General features: G+C 72.5%; 17 protein-coding genes. 13 read left to right on the top strand and 4 right to left on the bottom strand.

Translation table 11 applies throughout. The features are described 5' to 3' along the window. Nucleotides 1-375: 375 nt before the first annotated feature. The gene (gene recQ / locus HNR30_RS09195) at nt 376-2,190 is read right to left on the bottom strand and encodes a DNA helicase RecQ (RefSeq protein ID WP_181609329.1); all 1,815 of its coding nucleotides are present in this window, start codon (nt 2,188-2,190) and stop codon (nt 376-378) included. 201 nt (nt 2,191-2,391) lie between these two features. Between recQ and HNR30_RS09190 the strand changes: the two genes are divergently transcribed. Continuing rightward, nucleotides 2,392-3,435, top strand: a complete 1,044-nt coding sequence (locus HNR30_RS09190) for a hypothetical protein (RefSeq protein WP_181609328.1) — start codon at nt 2,392-2,394, stop codon at nt 3,433-3,435. A gap of 80 nt (nt 3,436-3,515) precedes the next feature. Here the strand turns inward: HNR30_RS09190 and lon are convergent, their stop codons facing one another. Further along, nucleotides 3,516-5,867 carry an endopeptidase La gene (gene lon, locus HNR30_RS09185; protein ID WP_181609327.1) on the bottom strand — a complete coding sequence of 784 codons (2,352 nt, stop codon included), beginning with the start codon at nt 5,865-5,867 and terminating at the stop codon, nt 3,516-3,518. 152 nt (nt 5,868-6,019) lie between these two features. On the opposite strand from lon, the gene HNR30_RS50020 reads away from it, so the two are divergent. Together HNR30_RS50020 and HNR30_RS09175 are read left to right on the top strand one after the other, a co-directional pair. Further along, a complete protein-coding gene (locus HNR30_RS50020; protein ID WP_181609326.1) occupies nt 6,020-7,300 on the top strand; it encodes a sensor histidine kinase in 1,281 nt (426 codons plus the stop codon). Then, the gene (locus HNR30_RS09175; protein ID WP_181609325.1) at nt 7,297-7,956 is read left to right on the top strand and encodes a response regulator; all 660 of its coding nucleotides are present in this window, start codon (nt 7,297-7,299) and stop codon (nt 7,954-7,956) included. The genes HNR30_RS50020 and HNR30_RS09175 overlap by 4 nt, the downstream gene beginning before the upstream one ends. Here HNR30_RS09175 and HNR30_RS09170 read toward each other — a convergent pair whose 3' ends face one another. Next, entirely contained in the window at nt 7,957-9,507 is a 1,551-nt protein-coding gene (locus tag HNR30_RS09170) for a hypothetical protein (RefSeq protein ID WP_181609324.1), read from the bottom strand. It abuts the gene before it with no gap. A gap of 82 nt (nt 9,508-9,589) precedes the next feature. Here HNR30_RS09170 and HNR30_RS09165 point away from each other — a divergent pair, with 82 nt between their 5' ends. From HNR30_RS09165 to HNR30_RS09145, 5 genes are all read left to right on the top strand, one after another. Then, entirely contained in the window at nt 9,590-10,933 is a 1,344-nt protein-coding gene (locus HNR30_RS09165) for a phenylacetate--CoA ligase family protein (protein WP_181609323.1), read from the top strand. A gap of 73 nt (nt 10,934-11,006) precedes the next feature. Beyond that, complete coding sequence (locus tag HNR30_RS09160) at nt 11,007-11,729, top strand: alpha/beta hydrolase (protein WP_181609322.1); 723 nt, start codon at nt 11,007-11,009, stop codon at nt 11,727-11,729. Further along, nucleotides 11,726-12,778: an acyltransferase family protein gene (locus HNR30_RS09155; protein WP_181609321.1), complete on the top strand. Its 1,053-nt coding sequence runs from the start codon at nt 11,726-11,728 to the stop codon at nt 12,776-12,778. Before HNR30_RS09160 ends, HNR30_RS09155 begins: the two co-directional genes overlap by 4 nt. Before the next feature lie 40 nt (nt 12,779-12,818). Next, nucleotides 12,819-13,457, top strand: coding sequence for a biliverdin-producing heme oxygenase (locus HNR30_RS09150; protein WP_181609320.1), 639 nt, complete (start codon nt 12,819-12,821; stop codon nt 13,455-13,457). Between the two features lie 9 nt (nt 13,458-13,466). After that, nucleotides 13,467-14,060 carry a TetR/AcrR family transcriptional regulator gene (locus HNR30_RS09145; RefSeq protein ID WP_181609319.1) on the top strand — a complete coding sequence of 198 codons (594 nt, stop codon included), beginning with the start codon at nt 13,467-13,469 and terminating at the stop codon, nt 14,058-14,060. 1 nt (nt 14,061) lies between these two features. Here HNR30_RS09145 and HNR30_RS09140 read toward each other — a convergent pair whose 3' ends face one another. After that, nucleotides 14,062-14,226 (bottom strand): hypothetical protein, encoded by a 165-nt coding sequence (locus HNR30_RS09140; protein WP_181609318.1) that lies wholly within the window; start codon nt 14,224-14,226, stop codon nt 14,062-14,064. 336 nt (nt 14,227-14,562) lie between these two features. Here HNR30_RS09140 and HNR30_RS09135 point away from each other — a divergent pair, with 336 nt between their 5' ends. From HNR30_RS09135 to HNR30_RS09115, 5 genes are all read left to right on the top strand, one after another. Next, nucleotides 14,563-17,469 carry a CHAT domain-containing protein gene (locus HNR30_RS09135; protein WP_181609317.1) on the top strand — a complete coding sequence of 969 codons (2,907 nt, stop codon included), beginning with the start codon at nt 14,563-14,565 and terminating at the stop codon, nt 17,467-17,469. An 8-nt stretch (nt 17,470-17,477) separates the two neighbouring features. Beyond that, a complete protein-coding gene (locus tag HNR30_RS09130; RefSeq protein WP_220133386.1) occupies nt 17,478-17,870 on the top strand; it encodes a hypothetical protein in 393 nt (130 codons plus the stop codon). Next, nucleotides 17,867-18,931 (top strand): hypothetical protein, encoded by a 1,065-nt coding sequence (locus tag HNR30_RS09125; protein WP_181609315.1) that lies wholly within the window; start codon nt 17,867-17,869, stop codon nt 18,929-18,931. The genes HNR30_RS09130 and HNR30_RS09125 overlap by 4 nt, the downstream gene beginning before the upstream one ends. A gap of 180 nt (nt 18,932-19,111) precedes the next feature. Then, entirely contained in the window at nt 19,112-20,524 is a 1,413-nt protein-coding gene (locus tag HNR30_RS09120; protein WP_246377966.1) for an MFS transporter, read from the top strand. Next, the gene (locus HNR30_RS09115) at nt 20,521-20,961 is read left to right on the top strand and encodes a globin domain-containing protein (protein WP_181609313.1); all 441 of its coding nucleotides are present in this window, start codon (nt 20,521-20,523) and stop codon (nt 20,959-20,961) included. Before HNR30_RS09120 ends, HNR30_RS09115 begins: the two co-directional genes overlap by 4 nt. Nucleotides 20,962-21,057: the final 96 nt, after the last annotated feature.

Genomic DNA, 21,057 nt, shown 5'->3' with positions numbered 1-21,057 from the left:
CGAGGGCGGCGCGACAGTGTGGCGGCCCCGGCCGCAGGGGGCCCACACTGCACTGGCCGGCCCACGCGCACGCCGCCATCGCGGTGGGCATCGCTTCGTCGGCGTCGCGGGTCGCCGCCTTCGCCGCTGCCTCGGTCGCTGCCGCCGCCACCGCGGTCGCGGTCGAGGCACGTCGCGGTCGAGGCACGTCGCGGTCGAGCTCGGCAGTGGCAGTGGCGGCGACCGAGGCAGTGGTAGCGGCAGTGGGAGACCTACCCTCGGCGGCCCCGGCGGGCGAGGCGTGGGCGCGGTCAACCTCGGCAGTGGCAGTGGCGAGGGCAACGGCAGACCTACCCTCGGCGGCGGCGGGCGTTCGGGGGGCGCCGAGGGTGTGGGCTAGAGGTTGGTCTCGGTCAGTGCCTCCAGGATCTGCTCGCCGTACTTCGACAGCTTGTTGGCCCCCACGCCGCTGATCGTGGACAGCTCGGCCAGGGAGGTGGGGCGGCGGGTGGCGATCTCGCGCAGCGTGGCGTCGTGGAAGATGACGTACGCGGGCACGCCCTGTTCCTTGGCCGTGGCGGCGCGCCAGGAGCGGAGGAGTTCGAAGGCCGGGGCGGCGTCCTCCGGCATGGGGGCGGCGTCGGGCTTGGCTTTCTTGGGCACCTTGGACGTCTTGGTGGTGGGGTCGTGGCGGAGCATGACCTGGTGTTCGCCGCGGAGGACCGCGGTGCTCTCCGGGGTCAGGGCCACGACGCCGTAGTCGCCCGTCACGGCCAGGAGGTCTCGGGCGAGGAGCTGGCGGATCACCGCACGCCACTGGGCTTCCGACAGCTCGGTGCCGATGCCGAAGACCGTGAGCGAGGCGTGGTCGAACTGCTGGACCTTGTCGGTCTGGCGGCCGAGGAGGATGTCGATGAGGTGGCCGGCGCCGAAGCTCTGGCCGCGTTCGCGCTTGAGGCGCAGGACCGTCGACATCAGTTTCTGGGCGGCGATGGTGCCGTCCCAGGTGGCGGGCGGGGTTTGGCAGGTGTCGCAGTTGCCGCAGGGGGTGCTTTCCTGGCCGAAGTAGTCGAGCAGGCGCACTCTGCGGCATTCGACGCTCTCGCAGAGGGCGAACATCGCGTCGAGGTGGGCGCTGAGGCGGCGGCGGTGGGCGTCGTCGCCCTCGGAGGTGTCGATGAGGCGGCGTTGCTGGATCACGTCCTGCAGGCCGTACGCGAGCCAGGCGGTGGCGGGCAGGCCGTCGCGTCCGGCGCGCCCGGTCTCCTGGTAGTAGCCCTCGACGGACTTGGGCAGGTCGAGGTGGGCGACGAAGCGCACGTCGGGCTTGTCGATGCCCATGCCGAAGGCGATCGTGGCGACCATGACGAGGCCGTCTTCGCGCAGGAAGCGGGCCTGGTGGGCGGCGCGGGTGCGGGCGTCGAGGCCCGCGTGGTACGGCAGGGCGGTGATGCCGTGGTCCTGCAGGAACGCGGCGACCTTCTCGACCGAGGCGCGCGACAGGCAGTAGACGATGCCGGCGTCGCCCTCGTGTTCGCCGGTGAGCAGTCGCAGGAGCTGGCGTTTGGGGTCGTTCTTGGGCTCGAGGGCGTAGTGGATGTTGGGGCGGTCGAAGGAGGCGACGAAGTGGCGTGCGCCTTCGAGACCGAGGCGTTTGGTGATCTCGGTGTGGGTGGCGGGGGTAGCGGTGGCGGTCAGCGCGATGCGCGGGACCTCGGGCCAGCGTTCGTGCAGCGTCGAGAGCTGGAGGTAGTCGGGCCGGAAGTCGTGACCCCACTGGGCGACGCAGTGGGCCTCGTCGATGGCGAACAGCGCGATCCGGCCGCGGGCGAGCAGGCGCAGGGTCTGCTCCGAGCGGAGGCGTTCCGGGGCGAGGTAGAGCAGATCGAGGTCGCCGGACAGGTAGGACTTCTCGACGGCGTCGCGCTCGGCGTGCTCCTGGGTGGAGTTGAGGAAGCCCGCGCGCACGCCGAGGGCGGTGAGGGCGTCGACCTGGTCCTGCATGAGGGCGATCAGCGGGGAGATCACCACCCCGGTGCCTTGGCGCACCAGGGCGGGGATCTGGTAGCACAACGACTTGCCGCCGCCGGTGGGCATGAGGACCAGCGCGTCGCCGCCTGAGACGACGTGGTCGATGATCTCCTGCTGCTCGCCGCGGAAGGTGTCGTAGCCGAAGATGCGGCGCAGAACCTCGTTGGGGGTGGTGGTCACCGGGCCATCGTAGGGGGATCCGGGGGTGGGGTCGGGGGTTCAGGTGAGGCCGTGGATAAGTGGCGGCGAGTGCGGTGGGGCGGGAGGGGGCGTGGGCGAGGGGCCAATTGGAGGGCACGCTTGAGAGTAGCGACTCGTCACGCTTCGTGTCTCTTGCTGGTACGGGAGAGGCGGGAGGGACGAATCCTCCACAATGGGGATATGTCCCACCCACCCCCTCATCCACCACCACCGCCACCCGGCAGCGGGCAGGGTTCCGGCTTCGGGCCAGGATTCGGCCCTCAACAGCCTGGTCCTCAGCACCCCGGTCCGCAGCAGGGCCAGCAGAACCAGCCAGGCCCGCCGTACGGCCCGCCCCAAGGTCCGCCACACCAGCCGTACGGCCCGCCGCAGGGTCCGCCGCCCGGGGCGCCCGCCGGTTACGGTTCCGCCGGTCCGAACTACGGCCTGCCCCCGGTGCAGTACACCCCTCCCCCGCCCCAGCGCTCCAGCAACGGCCTCGTGGTCGGCCTGGTGATCGGGTTCGTCGCCCTCCTGCTGGTCGGCGGCGCGGTGACCGCGTTCGTCGTGGCTCTCAGGAGCAACGCCGACCCGATCACCGTGACGTTCCCGACGCCGGACCCGACCACGGCGCCCCAGGCAAGCCCGGAGGAGAGCCCGAGCCCCGAGGAGAGTCCGAGCCCCGAGGAGAGTCCGAGTCCCGAGGAGAGCCCGAGCCCCGAGGAGAGCCCGAGTCCGGAGGAGAGCGCCAGCCCCGAGGACACCGCCGACCAGCAGGGTTCCGGCAAGCGGCTGACCATCAAGGAGTTCGGCGGCGACTGGAAGTTCCGCCTCGGCTCCACCTCCTACCAGGCCAGCTCGGTCGGAGAGTGGGAGCACGACACCTGCGACGCGCTCGACGGCAAGGGCCTGCCCCTGTCCAAGCACGGCTGCGACCACGGCGTGGAGATGACCTACTCGGCCTACAGCGGCGGGATCAGGGCGGCGCTGGTCGTGCTGGCCTTCCCGACCGAGGCGCAGGCCAAGGCGGCGGAGAAGCTGATCGCCAAGGACGCCAGCGGCGCCGTGAAGTGGCGCATGGACAAGCTGCACCGCGACTGGGCCTACGGCAAGGTGCAGTGGGGATCGACGGGCCGCTTCGTCGTCGCCTCAGCGGTCACCGCCGACAAGGCGAACAAGGCGCGGGCGCCGAAGTTCCAGCAGCACCTGCAGGCCGACTTCAAGAACGTGTTCCTCTTCTGGTGAGGACCAGGGCTCAGGCCGGACATGGAACCGCCCCGCCGTACCCGGGAGACGGGGTACGGCGGGGCGGGAGCCCGCAGGGGTCAGGCGGCCACGCTGGAGGCGACCCTGGCCGGGCTGAGCGCGATGTCGAGCACCTCGCGCACGTCGCTGACGGCGTGCACGGTCAGCTCCTGCAGCACCTCCTTGGGCAGGTCGTCCAGGTCCGGCTCGTTGCGGGCCGGGATCAGGACGGTGGTGATGCCCGCCCGGTGGGCGGCCAGCAGCTTCTGCTTGACCCCTCCGATCGGCAGCACCCGCCCGGTGAGGGAGATCTCACCGGTCATCGCCACGTCGGCGCGGACCTGGCGGCCCGACAGCAGGGAGGCGAGCGCGGTGGTCAGCGTGACACCCGCCGAGGGGCCGTCCTTGGGCACGGCTCCGGCCGGGAAGTGCACGTGGACCGCGCGGTCCTTCAGCGAACTGACGGGCAGTTCGAGCTCGGCGCCGTGGGAGCGCAGATAGGACAGCGCGATGCGCGCCGACTCCTTCATGACGTCGCCCAGCTGGCCGGTCAGGGTCAGCCCGGTGTCGCCGGTCTCGGGGTCGGCCAGTGACGCCTCGACGTAGAGGACGTCGCCGCCCGCTCCGGTGACCGCCAGGCCGGTGGCCACGCCGGGCACGGCGGTGCGCTGCTTGGACTCCGGCAGGGACGACTCGGGCACGAAGCGCGGCCGTCCGAGGTAGTCGGTCAGCGACTCGGCGGTGACGGTGACGGGCACCGTGCCGGCGGCGGCGACCTTGCGGATCACCCGGCCGACGGCCCGCTCCAGGGAGCGCACGCCCGCCTCGCGGGTGTACTCGGCGGCCAGGCGGCGCAGTGCGTCGTCCTCGAACACGACCTCCGTGGCCTCGAACCCGGCCTGCGTGAGCTGCTTGGGCAGCAGGTGGTCGCGGGCGATGGAGACCTTCTCGTCCTCGGTGTAGCCGTCGAGCGTGACGATCTCCATCCGGTCGAGCAGCGGCCCGGGGATCGCCTCCAGCACGTTGGCGGTCGCCAGGAACAGCACGTCGGACAGGTCGAGCTCGACCTCGAGGTAGTGGTCGCGGAAGGTGTGGTTCTGCGCCGGGTCGAGCACCTCGAGCAGGGCGGCGGTGGGGTCGCCCCGGTAGTCGGCGCCGACCTTGTCGATCTCGTCGAGCAGCACGACCGGGTTCATGGAGCCCGCCTCGCGGATCGCCCGGACGATGCGTCCGGACTGCGCGCCGACGTAGGTGCGGCGGTGGCCGCGGATCTCGGCCTCGTCGCGCACGCCGCCGAGGGCGACGCGGACGAACTTGCGCCCCATGGCGCGGGCGACCGACTCGCCGAGCGAGGTCTTGCCGACTCCGGGAGGCCCGGCCAGCGCGAGCACGGCGCCGCTGCGGCGCCCGCCCACCACGCCCAGGCCCTTGTCCTGGCGGCGCTTGCGCACGGCCAGGTGCTCGATGATGCGGTCCTTGACGTCGTCGAGGCCGGTGTGGTCGGCGTCGAGGACGGCACGCGCCCCGTCGATGTCGTAGGTGTCCTCGGAGCGCTCGTTCCAGGGGATGTCGAGCACGGTGTCGAGCCAGGTGCGGATCCACCCGGTCTCGGGCGACTGGTCGGAGGTGCGTTCGAGCTTGTCGACCTCCTTCAGCGCGGCCTCGCGGACGGCGTCCGGCAGGTCGGCGGCCTCCACGCGGGCCCGGTAGTCCTCCTCCTCGGAGGAGGTGTCGCCGTTGAGCTCGGCCAGCTCCTTGCGGACCGCGGCCAGCTGCTGGCGCAGCAGGAACTCGCGCTGCTGCTTCTCCATGCCCTCCTGGACGTCCTTGCGGATCGTCTCGGCGACGTCGAGCTCGGCCAGGTGCTCGCGCGCCCACTCGACCAGCTTGACCAGCCGCTCGGCGGGCTCGGCGGTTTCGAGCAGCTCGACCTTGCGCTCGGTCGAGAGCCACGGGGCGTAGCCCGCGGTGTCGGCCAGCACGCTGGCGTCGTCGATCTGGTTGACCTGGTCGACGACCTGCCACGCCCCGCGCTTCTGCAGGATCGTGGTGGTCAGCGCCTTGTACTCCTTGACGACCTCGGGGTCGACCGGCTCGTGGTGCTCCAGCTCGATCGCCTCGACCCACAGGGCCGCGCCGGGGCCCGTGGTGCCCTGGCCGACGCGGGCGCGGTTGACGCCGCGCACGACCGCCGCGGGCTCGCCGCCGGGCAGGCGTCCGACCTGCTCCACGACCGCCTGCACGCCGACCGCTCCGTACTTTCCGTCGATCCGGGGAACGAGAAGGACTCGTGGCTTGTTGCCACCGGATGCCTGAGCGGCATCGATGGCCGCCCGCACCTCGGAGTCGGAAAGGTCCAGCGGAACCACCATGCCCGGCAGGACGACCTCGTCGTCGAGCGGCAGCACCGGCAGGATCAAGCTCTCACTCATCTGAACTCCAAAGGGTTGAGTTATATGGACTCAATTCATTGGAGCCCTTCAATGTTCCCAGGCTTGAGCGTGTTCGCTGTGGGCGATCGTAATGATGTAAGCAATACCTGAGAGGGACGCGGACCACGGGGTGTGTTTCGTAGGCTCTTCAGGTGCTTTCCGCCCTTGTGCGGCCGTTCCAGCTCGCCCTGTTCACCGGCGAGGCGGATCCCCCGCCGCCCCGCTCGCGCTTCCTGCGCTTCCCGCTGCGCCGCCCGCTCGGGCCCTTCCAGCACGTCGACCTCCGGCAGCTCGCGGAGTTCGTCCTGGGCTGGGTGTTGTACGGCACGACGCTGAACGACCTGCTCGCCTCCAACGGGCTCGGCGCGGCCATCGCCGGGCGGCCGCACGAGCAGCCGGAGGTCTTCCTGCACCTGGCCGCGATCTGCTGCGGGCTGCCGGTGGCCCTGCGCGACCGCTACCCGCTGGGCGCCTGGCGCGTCGCGATCGTGCTCATGCCGGTGACGCTCTACGTGATGCGCGAGCTCGCCAGCGGCGGGGCGGTGCCGTACTCAGGCCAGCTGATCGTCTCCTACCTGCTGGTGCTGTACTCGGCGGCGGCGCGCGGCGACGCGAGCGCCACCGCCGCCGCCTGGGTGATCTCCGTGTTGATGGCCTGGATCGCCCATCCCGACTCGTTGTACGCGGTGATCGGCGCGGTCTCGGTGGCGGCCCTGTTCGGCTACAACGTGCGCTCCCGGCGCCGGGCGGCGGACAGGCTCGTCCAGGAGGAGCTGCGCACCCAGGCCGCCCAGGGGGCGCAGTCCGTCCTGGCAGAACGGGCCCGTATCGCGCGCGAGCTGCACGACGTCGTCGCCCACCACATGTCGGTGATCGCCATCCAGGCGGAGGCGGTGCCGCTCAAGGCGCGAGGCGACGCCAGGCAGCTCGAGGAGGGCCTGGCGGGGATCCGGGCGCTGTCGCTGGAGGCGATCGCGGAGCTGCGGCAGATCCTCGGCGTGCTGCGCGACGAGGAGGGACGCCTGGAGACCACCCCGCAACCGGGCCTCGACCGGGTCGACGAGCTGGTCGCCAACGCCCGGGCCGCGGGGCTGGCCGTGGTGGTGAAACGATCGGGGTCGATGGAGGGGGTGCCCGTGGCGGTGGCGTTGTCGGCGTATCGCATCGTGCAGGAGTCGCTCAGCAACGTGATGCGGCACGCGCCGGGCGCGCCGGTGGCGCTCGAGCTGGCCAGGACCGCCGGCGAGCTGCGTGTCCACGTGGTCAACCGGCCCTCGCCCACGGGCGCGGCGCCCGCGCCGGGCGGGGGCGGCGGCCACGGGCTGGCGGGCATGCGCGAGCGCGTGGCCCTGCACGGCGGGACGGTCGAGGCGGGCCCGCTGGACGACGGCGGCTTCCGCGTGCTGGCGACGCTGCGCCTGGAGGCTGCGTGATCCGGGTGCTGATCGCCGACGACCAGGGCATGGTCCGCACCGGCTTCACGGTGTTCCTGTCGACCCAGCCGGACATCGAGGTCGTCGGCGAGGCCGCCGACGGGCGCGAGGCGGTACGGCGGGCGGCCGAGCTCCAGCCCGACGTGGTCCTCATGGACGTGCGCATGCCGGAGATGGACGGGCTCCAGGCGACCCGCCGCATCACCGAGGATCCCGCGATCTCGTCCAAGATCTTGATCCTGACGACCTTCGACCTCGACGACTACGTCTACGAGGCCCTGCGCGCCGGGGCCAGCGGCTTCCTGCTGAAGGACGCCTCCGCGCTCCAGCTCGCCGAGGCGGTGCGCGTGGTCGCCGCCGGAGAGGCGCTGCTGGCTCCGGCGGTGACCAAGCGGCTCATCCAGGAGTTCGCCCGCCTCGGCACGCCCCGCGCGCCCGCGATGCGCAGGCTGTCGGAGCTGACCGAGCGCGAGACCGAGGTGCTCGCGCTCATCGCCAGGGGCCTGTCGAACCAGGAGATCGCGGGCCGGCTCGTGGTGTCGGAGCAGACGGTCAAGACGCACGTCGGCCGCATCCTGGCCAAGCTCGGCCTGCGCGACCGCGCCCAGGCGATCGTCCACGCCTACGAGACGGGCCTGATCCGCCCCGGCGACTGACTAGCCGACGGGCCTGAGGTCGGGGCCGACGATGTGGCCCTGGTGCACCGACTGCTGGTCGTTCTGGTTGTGGAAGAAGTGCCCGCCGTACCAGACCACGACGTTGGTCGCGGCGATGTTCTCGCCGTTGACGAAACGGTTGAGCATGGCGCGGTTGCGCTCGTCGCCGCCCTCGTCGTAGATCTCGGAGGCCCTGTGCCGCAGGAACCACAGATCGGAGATGCCGAAGTCGTCGGCGGTGCCGTCGTGCCTGCCGGGCCGGATCTCGTAGCCCCTGCCGCTGGACTTGTCGGTCACCCGCCAGAACCGGCCGGGCACGCGCTTGCGCGTGGTCTCCCTGACGATCCGCACCGCCTCGGGGAACTGCTCCACGACGTCGTTGTCGGAGCCCTCGACGTCGAAGTCCAGCCGCCAGTAGGCGTGGTGGCGGTGCGGCTGGCACGTCATCGGGTCCTTGGTGGCGGCGAAGCCGAAGCGCGGCCTGATGGTGCCGTCCTCGGCGAGCCTCCAGTCGGAGGCGTAGCGGTACCAGCCCGCCGCCAGCTCGCTGACGATGCGCAGCTCGCCCTTGTCCTCGTCGTAATGGAAGGCCACGCCCTGGAAGCCGCCCGTGTCGGTGCTGGGCCGCTCCAGGATGGTCTGCGGCGGGCTGTCGCACAGCCGCCAGCCCGCGCCGACCGGGTCGCTGCCCGAGGCGGTGAAGCGGGTCTCCTCGTTGACCCAGTCGCGGAAGGTGGTGCGTTCGGCGGTCTGGTACTCCACGTTGAGGATGGGCACGTGCGCCCGCCGCAGCACCAGCCTGCCGCGGTGGCGCAGGTCCTGCAGCTCCACGCCGCTGCCCGCGTCGCCGGAGGAGTTGCGCGGCCTGACGACGATCAGGTTCCACAGCTCCATCCCGTTCTGCAGGACGGTCAGCCGCACCCGGCCGGGCCCGCCGCGGTCGGGCAGCGAGCCGACCGGGGCGGGCACGCTCTTCTCGCAGTCGTGGTGCATGCGCAGGTTGACCGGCTCAGGATCGCCCGCAGGGGCCCAGTCGACGGTGCGGGCGCGCAGGTCGACGGCGACGACGCGGTGCCGTACGCCGTCGGGGGCGGACGGCGTGTAGAGGGCGAGGGTCGGCCGCCGTGTGGTGGTGCCGTCGGGGTTCTCCCTGTCGGCCAGCGGCGGCATCGGCCGGTAGACCACGACGTCGTCCCCGGCCGGGAAGGCCGGGTCGGCCCGAAGGATCCCGGCGGCGGCCTCCAGCTCGGCCGCTCCCGGGACCGGGCGGTAGGCGCTCGGCCTGACCTCCGCCTCGGCCGGCCGGTCGAGCGTTCCCCGCAGCTCGACCGCCCGGTTGGAGACCGGGTCGAAGATCTTCGCGCGGAAGGGCGAGCCCTCGTGCGGTTCGTGCCCCAGCGCGGGTGTGTCGGCGACGATCAGCCGCGCGGTGTCGGTGGTCTCCAGGTACTCCATGACCTGGGGGTGTTCGGCGGCCAGCTCGCGTAACCGCCCGGCTGTCAGGCCGACTTCCCCGACCGCTTCGATGATCACTTCGATGGTCGAGCTCATGTGGTCTCCTCCCCGTGGATCAAGACGCGCGGTTCAGTCTCACACCCGCTGGGGACGGCGGAAAGGGCTGTAGAGTCGCGCCGTGGATCCGGTCGAGCTCTTCCGCGACGTCGCCGCCTCCGTCCCCGCCTACCGCGCCTTCCTCGCCGAGCACGGCGTCCGCGAGGACGAGGACGACTTCTCCCGGCTGCCGATGACGACCAAGGCGAACTACACCCGCCGCTACCCGCTGCCCGACCTGTGCCGCGGCGGCGTGATCGGCGACATGATCGCGGTCTCGTCCGGCTCCACCGGCGTGCCGTCGTTCTGGCCCCGCTCGACGCGCGACGAGCAGGTCATCGCCGCCCGCTTCTCGGAGGTGTTCGACGCCTTCCAGGCCCGCTCCCGCCGTACGCTCGCGGTCGTCTGCTTCGCGCTGGGCACGTGGGTGGGCGGGCTGTTCACCCTGGCGTGCCTGCGGCACCTGGCCGAGCGCGGCTACCCCGTCACCTGCGTGGCTCCCGGCAGCGACAAGCGCGAGATCCTGCGCGTCGTGCCCGAGCTCGGCCCGCACTTCGACCAGGTGGTGCTGCTCGGTTACCCGCCCTTCCTCAAGGACGTGATCGACAGCGGCTCCGGCTGGGAGCGGTGGGACGTGAAGCTGGTGACCGCGGGCGAGGTCTTCAGCGAGGAGTGGCGCACCCTGGTCGCCGGCCGCGCCGGCATCGCCGACCCGGTGTCGGGCATCGCCTCCCTGTACGGCACCGCCGACGCGGGCGTGCTCGGCAACGAGACGCCGCTGTCGGTCGAGATCCGCCGCTTCCTGGCCGCCCGCCCCGATCTGGCCCGCGAGCTGTTCGGCTCCTCGCGGCTGCCGACCCTCGTCCAGTACGACCCGGACGTGCGCTACTTCGAGGAGCACGACGGCACCCTGCTGTTCTCCGGCGACAACGGCATCCCGCTGGTGCGCTACCACATCGCCGACGAGGGCGGCCTGCTGACGCACGAGCGGCTGCTGTCGTTCGTGCGCGGGCACGGCTTCGAGCCCTCACGCGGCGGCACGACCATGCCCTTCGCCTACGTCTTCGGCCGCTCGCACTTCACCGTCTCCTTCTACGGCGCCAACGTCTACCCGGAGAACATCGCCATCGGCCTGGAGCAGCCCGAGGTCAGCGCGTCGGTCACGGGCAAGTTCGTGCTGGAGGCGACGGAGGACGCGGACCGCGACCGCCGCCTGACCGTCACGGTCGAGCTGCGGCCGGGCCTGGACCCCGAACCGGGGGTCCGCGAGGCCGTCGCGGCGTCGATCCTGCGGCAGCTGCTGCGGCTCAACAGCGAGTACGCCGCCTACGTGCCCGGGCACCGCCAGGCCCCCGGCGTCGTGCTGCGGCCCGCCGGGGATCCCGAGTACTTCCCGCCGGGGGCCAAGCACCGCTACACCCGGTAGCTCCGCGGAGGGACGCCGAAGATCGCTCCCTGGCGCGATGCCCGCTACCCGCGGCGGTTCGTAGCGTCGCCGCATGCTCCGACTGCTGTGCGTCACCGTCCTGCTCGCCCAGGCGCTCGCCGTCGATCCCAGCCGTCCGCCCGGCTCCGGCGACCGGCTGGTCAGGGTCTACGGCGACCTGGCCGTCGCCGACCGGATCGCGGTCATCGTGCCCGGCGCCGACACCACGGCGGCCACGTTCGAGGCCTCCTTCCGCCGTCCCGGCGGGGCGGCGCGGGCGCTGCTGGCCGAGGCGGACCGGGTCCAGCCGGGCCACCGGCTGGCGGTGGTGGCCTGGCTCGGCTACGACAGCCCCGCCACGGTGAGCGTGCGGGCGATCACCGACGCCGCCGCGCGCAAGGGGTACGCGGCGCTGCGCGCGACCGTCGAGCGGTTACCGCGGGTGCCGGTGACGCTGCTGTGCCACAGCTACGGCTCCGCGTTGTGCGCGGGAGCGCGCGTGCCCGGCGCCACGGTGGTCGCGTTCGGCAGTCCTGGCCTGGGCGACGTGCCGGTGCCCGACCTGTGGGCGGGCCGGGGCGAGGCCGACTGGATCCGGTTCGTGCCGCACGTCAAGCTCGGGGTCCTCGGCTTCGGGGCCGATCCGATGGCGCCGGGCAGCGGCGCCCGCCTGTTCGAGGCGGGGCCCGGCGGCCACAGCGACTATTTCAGGCCCGGCACGGTCTCCCTGCGCAACCTGGCGCTGCTCGCCCTCGGCCGGACCGGCGAGGTCGTGCTCGAAAGGGCGCGCTCGTGAGCGGCCTGGCCGAGACGATCGCGCTGCGCACCCCGCCGACGCGTGACCGGGCACTCGACGCGATGCGGGCGCTGGCGATCTTCGGCGTGGTCGCCGGGCACTGGATGGGCAGCGCCTGGGCGCCCAACCGCACGATCTCCAGCCCGCTCGTGTTCATGCCCGAACTGGTCCCGCTGACCTGGATCTTCCAGATGCTGGCCGTCTTCTTCCTGGTGGGCGGCTACGTCGCCGCCCGCGGCGCGCACGACGCGGCCTGGGTGGCCGCGCGGATGCGCAGGCTGCTGATGCCCGTGGTGCCGCTGCTGGCGGTGTGGGCGGCCGCGCTGGCCATCGCCGCGCCGTGGGTGCCCTACCGCACGTTGCGGGCCTTCGCGCTGCCCGCGCTGGGGCCGCTGTGGTTCCTGGCGGTCTTCGCGGCGCTGACCGCGCTGACTCCGTGGCTGGTCCGGCCGGCCCGGGTACGGCACGCGGTCTGGCTGGTCGTGGCGCTCGTCGCCGTGGCCGACGTCGGGCGCTTCACGATCGCGCCGTGGCTCGGGTGGGTGAACGTGGGGGCCGCCTGGCTGGTGCCGTACCTCCTGGGTCTGGTCTGGGCCCGCGACGGGCTGAGCGGGCGGGCGGCGGGATGGATCGCGGCGGGCGGCGCGCTGGCGACCGTGGCGCTGGTCGGCTGGTTCGGCTATCCGGCGAGCATGGTCGGCGTGACCGGGGCGCGCGTGTCGAACCTGTCTCCGCCGACCCTGGCCGCGGTCACGTTCGGGCTGGCGCAAGTGGGCCTGGCCGTGCTCGTGCGCCCCGCGCTCGGCCGGCTGATGCGGCGCCCCCGCCTGTGGGCGGTCGTGGCGCTGGCCAACCTGCACGCCATGCGGGTGTTCGTGTGGCACATGACGGTGCTGGTCGCGGTGGTGGTGCTGTTCGGCCTGTACGGCACGCCGTCGACGTGGTCGTGGATCGGATCCCGGCTGCTCCTGGTCGTGGCTCTGGCATCGGCGGCGGTTTTGATGACATGGTGTCGTCAACGGTTTGACTTCGGGCGGCGTTCTTTGTGACACTTCGTCATATAACTGTCTCGCACGTTGGAGTCACGCCATGCCGTTCGCCGAGGACCTCAAGAACGCCACCTGGAGCGATCACTCGTCGGCGGAGGGAGAGGGCTACCTCGACCTGCTGATGGGCGGCAAGCTCAGCGAGCGCGAATACGGCGAGATGGTCGCCCAGCACTACTTCTGCTACCTGGCGCTCGACGCCGCCTCCCGCCGCCTGGCCGACCACCCCGTCGCCGGCCGCTTCGTCTTCCCCGAGCTCTACCGGGAGGAGGCGCTGGTGCGCGACCTCGTCACCGTCTACGGGCCCGGCTGGGAGTCGCGGATCGCCCCCTCCAAGTCGACCCGCACCCTCATGGCCCGCATCGAGCAGGTCTCCGACTGGCCGGGCGGCTACATCGCCCACCACTACACGCGCTACATGGGCGACCTGTCCGGCGGCCAGTTCATCCGGATGGAGCTGCAGAAGATCTACGGCTACGGCAAGGGCGGCGGCGTCGACTTCTACTTCTTCGACGAGGTCGGCAGCCTGCCGCGCTTCAAGAACGAGTATCGCGCCAGGCTCGACGCCCTGAAGCCCGACGAGGCGGAGGCCATGCGCATCATCAAGGAGACCAAGCTGGCCTACCAGCTCAACTCCGAGGTGCTCGGGGAGCTGCTGCACGTGGTCAGGGCCGCGGCCTAGACTGGTCAGATGCCCCGGATCTCGGCCGCCACGATCGGCGAGCACCGCGCCCAGACGCGCGACCGCATTCTGCAGGCGGTCTCGCGGCTGTCGCGGGTCCAGGGCATCGACGCCATCTCCATGACGGACGTGGCCTCCGAGGCGGGCATCACCCGCACGGTGCTCTACAACTACTACCCCGACAAGGCCGCGCTGCTGCTGGCGTTCACCGAGCGGGTGACGCAGTACTTCCTCGAGAGCTTCACCCGCGAGCTGCCCGACGACGCCGCTCCCGGCGAGCGGCTCCAGGCCTTCATCCGGCTGCAGCTGGCCGGGCTGCTGGCCCACCCGCACCCCGGCGCCGCCGACCTGTCGGCCACCCTCGGGCCCGACGCCTACCAGCAGCTCGCCGACCACGTCGCGCCGATGCAGCGGGTCCTGGTCGAGATCCTCGACGCCGGCGTCGAGGCGGGCCAGTTCCACGCCCCCGACGTCGTGGCGACCGCGCGCATGATCCTCGCCGTCATCGGCGCCGAGCGGGTGCCGCTGATCAGCGGCACCATCTCCCTCGACGACGCCTCCGCGATGGTCTCCGGCTTCATCCTGCGGGCCCTGGCCCGCTGAATCACGCCCCGGCGTAGGCCCGCGCCTGCGCGGTGTACAGACGCGCGCAGGTCCCTCCCGAGGCCAGCAGGTCGGCGTGGGCTCCCTGCTCGGCGAGCCTGCCCTCCTCGATGACCACGTTGCGGCCGGCCATGGTCGCCGTCGAGAAGCGGTGGGAGACGATCACCCTGCCTGGCCTGCGCCGTGAAGGTCTCGAACAGCTCGTGCTCGGCCTGCGGGTCCAGCGCCGAGGTGGGCTCGTCGAGGCAGGTCGCCGGCGCCGGCGTTCTCCCTGACCAGCAGCTGCAGGCGGGCGAAGTCCTGCAAGACCTCGGCGCAGCGGTCGGCCCACCGGCCTGGCCTTCGTCCGCGGACGGGTCGCAGGCGGCTCGGGGCGGTAACCGCAGACGGTTGCGCAGGTGGCCATCGGGTGAGCTGCGGGAGATCACGGTCGCGCCGTAGCCTTGGGTCGAACCGCTTGGAGGCTCACGGGATGACACCGTCGTGGTCGACTGCGCTGATCATGGTGATTCTGGCCCTCGTCGCTTACGCCGACATCGAGGACGGTTACGAAGCGCTCGGCGCGGGCGTTCCAGGGATGTTCGCCCTGGCCCACGCCCTGCTGGTGCTCGCCGTCGCCGCCCGCGCCTCGTACGTCGTCCAGCGGTTCGCCGCGGATCCGCCTCCTCCCTGGCTGCTCGAGGAGGACCGCCGCCAGCTCGCACGGCGGCCGCGGGCCTGGCGGATCTGGCGGGTGCTGGCCTTCCTGTCGGTCGTGCCGATCATCGTGATCGGCTCCCCCGACTGGCCCGCGTGGACGGCCTTCGCGTGCTGGGCCCTGCTCTACTCGGCCATCGCCGCCGTGGTGATCGTCGCGGTCACGCTGACCTGGCGGGGCCGATGGTCGCTCCTCACGTACCTGGACCCCATCAAGTTCGGCATCGCGAAACTGCGGGTGGCCGAGCGCGAGAACCATGCCGAACTCGTCGACGACCTGCTCGAGACCGTCGGCAGGCGGATCGCACGCACCTCGCCCCGCCGTCCGCTCCACACGGGACTGACCGAGTTACGGCAGGCCGCGCTGCTGACCCGCTACCGCATGCGGGGCGAGCGCGCCCACCTCGACGAGGCCATAGCCCTCGGCCGTTCGCTGCTGACGAGCCGCCCCCATCGCAAGGATCCCGGTCGGATAACCCGGCGGATGCAGCTGTCGAGCGCCCTCCACCTGGCCTACCAGCGCACCGGCGACCTGCGCTGGCTCGACGAGGCGATCAGGATGCTCCGCGGGGTCGTCGCCGACGTGCCCGCGGACCTTCCCCTCGCGACGGCGGCGACCGCCAATCTGGCCATCGTCCTGCTGGAGCACGCGGTCGAGACGGGCGACACCGAGGAGATCCGCGAGTCGATCGCCCTCCAGCGCCGGGCGATCGACGAGACGCCGGTCGAGGACTACCGGACCGTGCTGGTGGGGTCGCTGCCCGCCCTGCTGTCACCCAGATCGGCCAGGTCGGCCCGCCACGCGGTGGGGAACGCGATGATCAACGCGCACTACCTGCCGCACCGGCTGGTCAACCTGGGGTCGGCGCTGCTTTTCCTCCACCATGCCGACGAGGAGCCTGCGACGCTGGCGGAGGCGGAGGAGGTCCTGCGTTGTGCCCTGGTGACGATGCCCCCCGAGCACATCCAGCGTTTCTGGGCGTTGCGGCAGCTCGCGGACGCCTTGCTGGTCAAGCACCGGCTCGGCGACGAGGCCGCGCTCGACGAGGCCGCGAAGCTGCTGCGTGAGGCGCTGGGGATCCTTCCCGCCGGCCATCCGGACGCCGGGCCCATGCACTATCTGCTCGGCGAGGCGGCCCAACGCCGGGGAAGCCGCCAGGACGCCATCGATCACTGGTGCGCGGCGGCCCGGCTCAGTACCGTCACCCCCGAGGTCCGCACAGCCGCCGCGCACCGGTGGGGAGCGGCGGCCGCCGACGCCGCCGACTGGGCACAGGCGCTCGACGGCTACGGCCTGGCGGTCGAGCTGCTCGGCCGCCTGGCCGCCAGATCCCTGACCCGCGCCGACCAGGAGCGCCTCCTGAGCGGACCCGCCGGGATCGTGCGCGACGCGGCCGCCTGCGCACTGGCCGCCGGAGAGGCGGAACGGGCCGTCGAGTTGCTGGAGCTGGGCCGCGGCGTCCTCCTCGGGCAGGCGCTCGACACCCGCAGCGACATCGGTCTGCTGCACGAGCGTCATCCCGAGCTGGCCCGGGAGTTCGTCAGGATCCGCGACTCCTTCGACCAGTCCCCCACGAGCCAGGGCGGCATCGACCCGATCGTCCAACGTCACGCGCTCGCCGAGGAATGGGAGAACGTCCTGGCGGCCATCCGGGACATCGACGAGTTCCGTGAATTCCTGCGACCCCGGGACGCCCTGACCCTCGCCCAGGTCGCCGGCCGCGACGCCATCGTCATGGTCAACATCAGCGGCTACCGCTGCGACGCCCTGGTCCTGAGCGACGGCGCGGTGCGGGCCGTACCCCTGCCGGAGGTGACGGAGGACGAGGTCGCCGGGCACGCGGCCGCGTACTTCGCCGCCGCCGCGGCCGCCACCGACCCCGAACGCACGCTGAGGGAGCGCGCCACGGCGGAAGCGGAGATCCGGGGGCAGCTCGCCTGGCTGGGCGAGGCGATCACCGGCCCGGCGCTGGCCCGGCTGCCGGGCGGCGTCTCCCGGGTGTGGTGGGTGCCGTCGGGCGCGGCCGCCTACCTGCCGCTGCACGCGGCGGACTCGGTCATGGACTCCACCGTCTCCTCCTACACGCCGACGATCCGGGTGCTGGAGCACGCTCGCGCGCAGGCCGCGGCCGGAATGCCGGAGGAGGCGCTCGTCGTCTCGGTGGCGGCGCCCGACGGGTACGACGCGCTACCCGGCACGGCGGCCGAGGTCGAGGCCGTCAAGCGCCGGCTCGGCCGCGTCCGCGAGCTGACCGGGGCCCAGGCCACCCGGTCGGCGGTCCTCGCCGCACTGGCCGACGCGCCGCTCGTGCACTTCGCCTGCCACGCGTACGGCGACGTCGCGGCCGTGTCGGCAGGCAGGCTCGTCCTGCACGACGAGCCGCTGAGCGTGCTCGACATCAACCGGCTGCGCATCCGCGACGGCCGGCTCGCCTTCCTGTCGGCCTGCACGACCGCGCAGCCGAGCCTCGCGTTGCTGGACGAGGCCATCCATCTGTCGTCCGCGTTCCAGCTCGCCGGATACGCGCACGTGATCGGCACCCTGTGGCCGGCGGCCGACGACACGGCCGTGGCGGTCGCGGAGGCGTTCTACGGCAACACGGCCCGCGGCCTGGCACCGCACAAGGCGCTGCACGAGGCCGTCGTCTCGCTGCTGGCCGAGAACCGGATGACACCGTCGCTGTGGGCGTCCTACATTCATGTCGGCCCCTGAATCCCGAGGTGAGCATGTCACAGCTGGCCCGGCGCATCGCCGCCGTCTGTCGCGAGATGGAGCGCGACGACCTGCGGGAGATCGTCGCGGAGCGCGACGCGGGCGCGTTGCTCGATCGCATCCTCGCCGCGCTCGCACCCGGTGGCGACACCACGACGCTCGAACGAGATCTCGACGACCTCGACGCCCACCTCGTCGCCTACGGAATCCCCGGAGGCCTGGTCCCGCCGAGGTGGCGCGCCTACCGGCCGTCGCCCGTCGCCGCGGACGGGCCACGACCCAAGATCACGGTGTGGGCCTGCCCGACGGCGTCGTGCGCACGCTGGCTGCCCGTGGCGGGAGCCGTACCCCGGTGCAGCGTGCGTGACGTACCGCTGGTCGAGAAGGAGATCAGCGCATGACGACCCTCCTGGGCGAGGTGGGCAAGAAGCTCATGGACCGCTGGGCCACGCTGGTGGTCCTGCCGGGGCTGCTCTTCGTGGCCAGCGCGGTCGTCGGGTTCCGGCTGGGGCACGCCGAGGCGCTCGACGTGCAAGCCCTCGCCACGTGGGTCGGCGTACGGCTGGCCGTCACGGGGGCGCCGGAGACGGGCGGAGTCCTGCTGGCCGTCGTCGCCTCGTCGCTCGCGGCGTCGGGTGCCGGGCTGTGCGCCGCGGCCCTGGGCCGCGTGACGGCGTATCTGTGGACCCTGTCCGGCGAGCGTGCTCCACTGCGCTGGCTGGTACGACGGCGCCAGGCCCGCTGGAGGCGGGCCAACGAGCGCGTCGCCGAGGCGATCGGCGCGGCCGTCGACGCCGCGGTCGGCGCCGCGGGCGATAGGGCAGTCGGCGCTGCAGGCGATAGGGCAGTCGGCGCTGCGGGCGATAGGGCGGGCAAGGGCGACAGGGCGGGCGGCGGGGCGGGCAGGGGCGCGGCTGCGGACGCGATCGGCGGTGCGGGAGCCGATGGCGTGCGTGCGGCCATGGCGGCCCGCGAGCGGGTGGGGATCGTCGAGCCGAGCCACCCCACCTGGATCGGCGACCGGCTGACGGCGCCCGCCGTCCGCGTCAATGCCCGCTACGGCCTCGACCTGGACTCCGCCTGGCCCCGGCTCTGGCTGATCGTGCCGGATGCCGTCCGCGCCGAGCTGACGTCGGCGAACGACGCGTTCATGGCGGCCGCCCGCCTCGTCGGCTGGATGGTGCTCTACGCGGCGCTCGGGCTCGTCTGGTGGCCGTCGGCGGCGATCGCCGTGGTGCTCGCCGCCGCCGCCTGGATGCAGGCGCGGGCCGCGGTCGCCACGCTCGCCGACCTCACCGAGGCGACCGTCGACCTCTACGGCGCCGACCTCGCCGAGCACCTGGGCATCGCCAACCAGGGCCGGCTCGACCGCGACACAGGATTCGCCGTCACGGCCGCGCTGCGCAAGGACGACGTCCCCGCGCCGCGCCCGCCCTCCCTGGCAGAGCTGCGCAGGAAGTAGGGGGTGCCTCGGGCTCCGAGGTAGGCGAGGACGGCCACGCTCGCGGCTCCTCCGGCGCGCCATCCTGATCTCCTGCCGCCACCTGGGAGGAGGGCCAGGCAGCGGTTCGAACGTTTCCGCAGCCAGGTGAAGCCGAGGTGGGCGCCGAGGTTGTCGGTGGCCGGTGACAAGATGAAGACCATGGCCTTCGCCCAAGTGCGTCTGAACACCCCGCAGGGCCGGTGGATCCTGCTCGCCACCGTGCTCGGCTCCGGCATGGCGATGCTCGACTCCACCGTGGTCAACGTCGCCCTGCCCTTCATCGGCGACGACCTGAACGCCGACATGGCCGGCCTCCAGTGGACCATCAACGCCTACACCCTCACGCTCGCCGGCCTGATCCTGCTGGGCGGCGGCCTCGGAGACCGGTACGGCAGGCGGAAGATCTTCCTGATCGGCACGGTCTGGTTCGCCCTGGCCTCGGCGTTGTGCGGGCTGGCGCCCACGATCGAGATCCTCAACCTCTCCCGCGCCCTGCAAGGCGTCGGCGGCGCGCTCCTGACCCCGGGCTCGCTGGCGATCATCCAGGCGTCCTTCTGCCGCGAGGACCGGCCGCGCGCGGTGGGCGCCTGGTCGGGGCTCGGCGGCGTGGCCAGCGCGATCGGCCCGCTGCTGGGCGGCTGGCTGGTGCAGGGGCCCGGCTGGCGCTGGGCGTTCCTGATCAACCTGCCATTCGCCGCGCTGGTGGTGTGGGTGACGTTGCGTCACGTGCCCGAGACCCGCGACGAGCAGGCGCACGGGCGCTTCGACGTGGCCGGGAGCGTCCTGGCCGCGCTCGCCCTGGCAGGCATCACCTACGGCCTGATCGAGAGCGGGGCGCCTATCCCGCTCGGCCTGGGCATCGCGCTGGCGATCGCGTTCGTGGTGCTGGAGATCCGCCGCTCCCCCGACGCGCTGGTGCCCGTGGGCCTGTTCTCCGACCGCGTGTTCTCCGCGATCAACGTCGTCACGCTGATCATGTACGGCGCGATGGGCATCGTCTTCTTCCTGCTCGGCGTCCAGTTGCAGGTGGTGTCGGGCTTCTCCCCCATCGCCGCGGGCTCAGCCCTGCTGCCGGTGACGATCCTCATGATGCTGCTGTCGGCCCGCGCGGGCGAGGTCGCCAAGCGGATCGGCCCCCGCTGGCCGATGACGATCGGCATCCTGGTCGCGGCGCTCGGCTTCGTCTGGCTGGCCTATGTGGGCGAGGGCTCCTCCTACTGGCTCCAGGTGATCCCGGCCGTGACCGTCTTCGGCCTGGGGCTGTCGGCCGCCGTCGCGCCGCTGACCGCGACCGTGCTGGCCTCCGCCGACGAGCGTTACGCGGGTACGGCCAGCGGCGTGAACAACGCTGTCGCCCGCACCGGCAGCCTGCTCATGGTCGCCGCGATCCCGCCCCTGGTGGGCCTGGTGGGCAACGCCTTCGAGGACCCGGCGTTGTTCGACGCTGGCTACAAGCAGGCGATGTGGATCAGCGCGGTGCTGATGGTGGTCTCCGCGCTCCTGACGTTCGTGACCATACGGACCAATGTCCTGGTCGACGATCGGGAGGCTGTGCCAGACTCCCGGTCATGACGCGGACGACCATGTACGAGTTCGCGGGAGGACTGCCCGCCTTCGAGGCGCTGGCCGCCGCCCACCACGAGCGTTGCCTGGCCGATCCGGTGCTGAACCACCCGTTCTCGCGTCGGCTGCATCCCGAGCACGTCACGCGTCTGGCCGCCTATCTCGCCGAGGTGTTCGGCGGGCCGGCCAGCGGGCTCGACCACTCCGGGATGCTCGACCTCCATGCGCGCAACGGCATGGAGGGCGACCTGGGCGCGCGGTTCGTCGCCTGCTTCGTGCGGGCGGCCGACGACGCGGGGCTTCCGGCGGATCCCGCGTTCCGCGACGGGCTGCGGGCGTACATGGAGTGGGCGGTGGGCGAGGTGCTCGCCTACAACAGCCCCGACGCCGTCGTACCGCCGGGGCAGCGCACACCCCACTGGGGCTGGGACGGCCTGGAGCGGTAAGCAGGGTGGCCCTGTGACGCCGTGGGCAGCGCGGCCCTGCGGCGCCGTGGGCAGCGCGGCCCTGCGGCGCCGCGGGCAGGGCGGCCCTGCGGCGCC

Origin of the sequence: Nonomuraea soli, from assembly GCF_013761175.1 — a bacterium.
Taxonomy (GTDB): Bacteria; Actinomycetota; Actinomycetes; order Streptosporangiales; family Streptosporangiaceae; genus Nonomuraea; species Nonomuraea soli.
The sequence above is the reverse complement of the archived record's forward strand: the minus strand, read 5'-3'. Positions and strand labels throughout refer to the sequence as shown.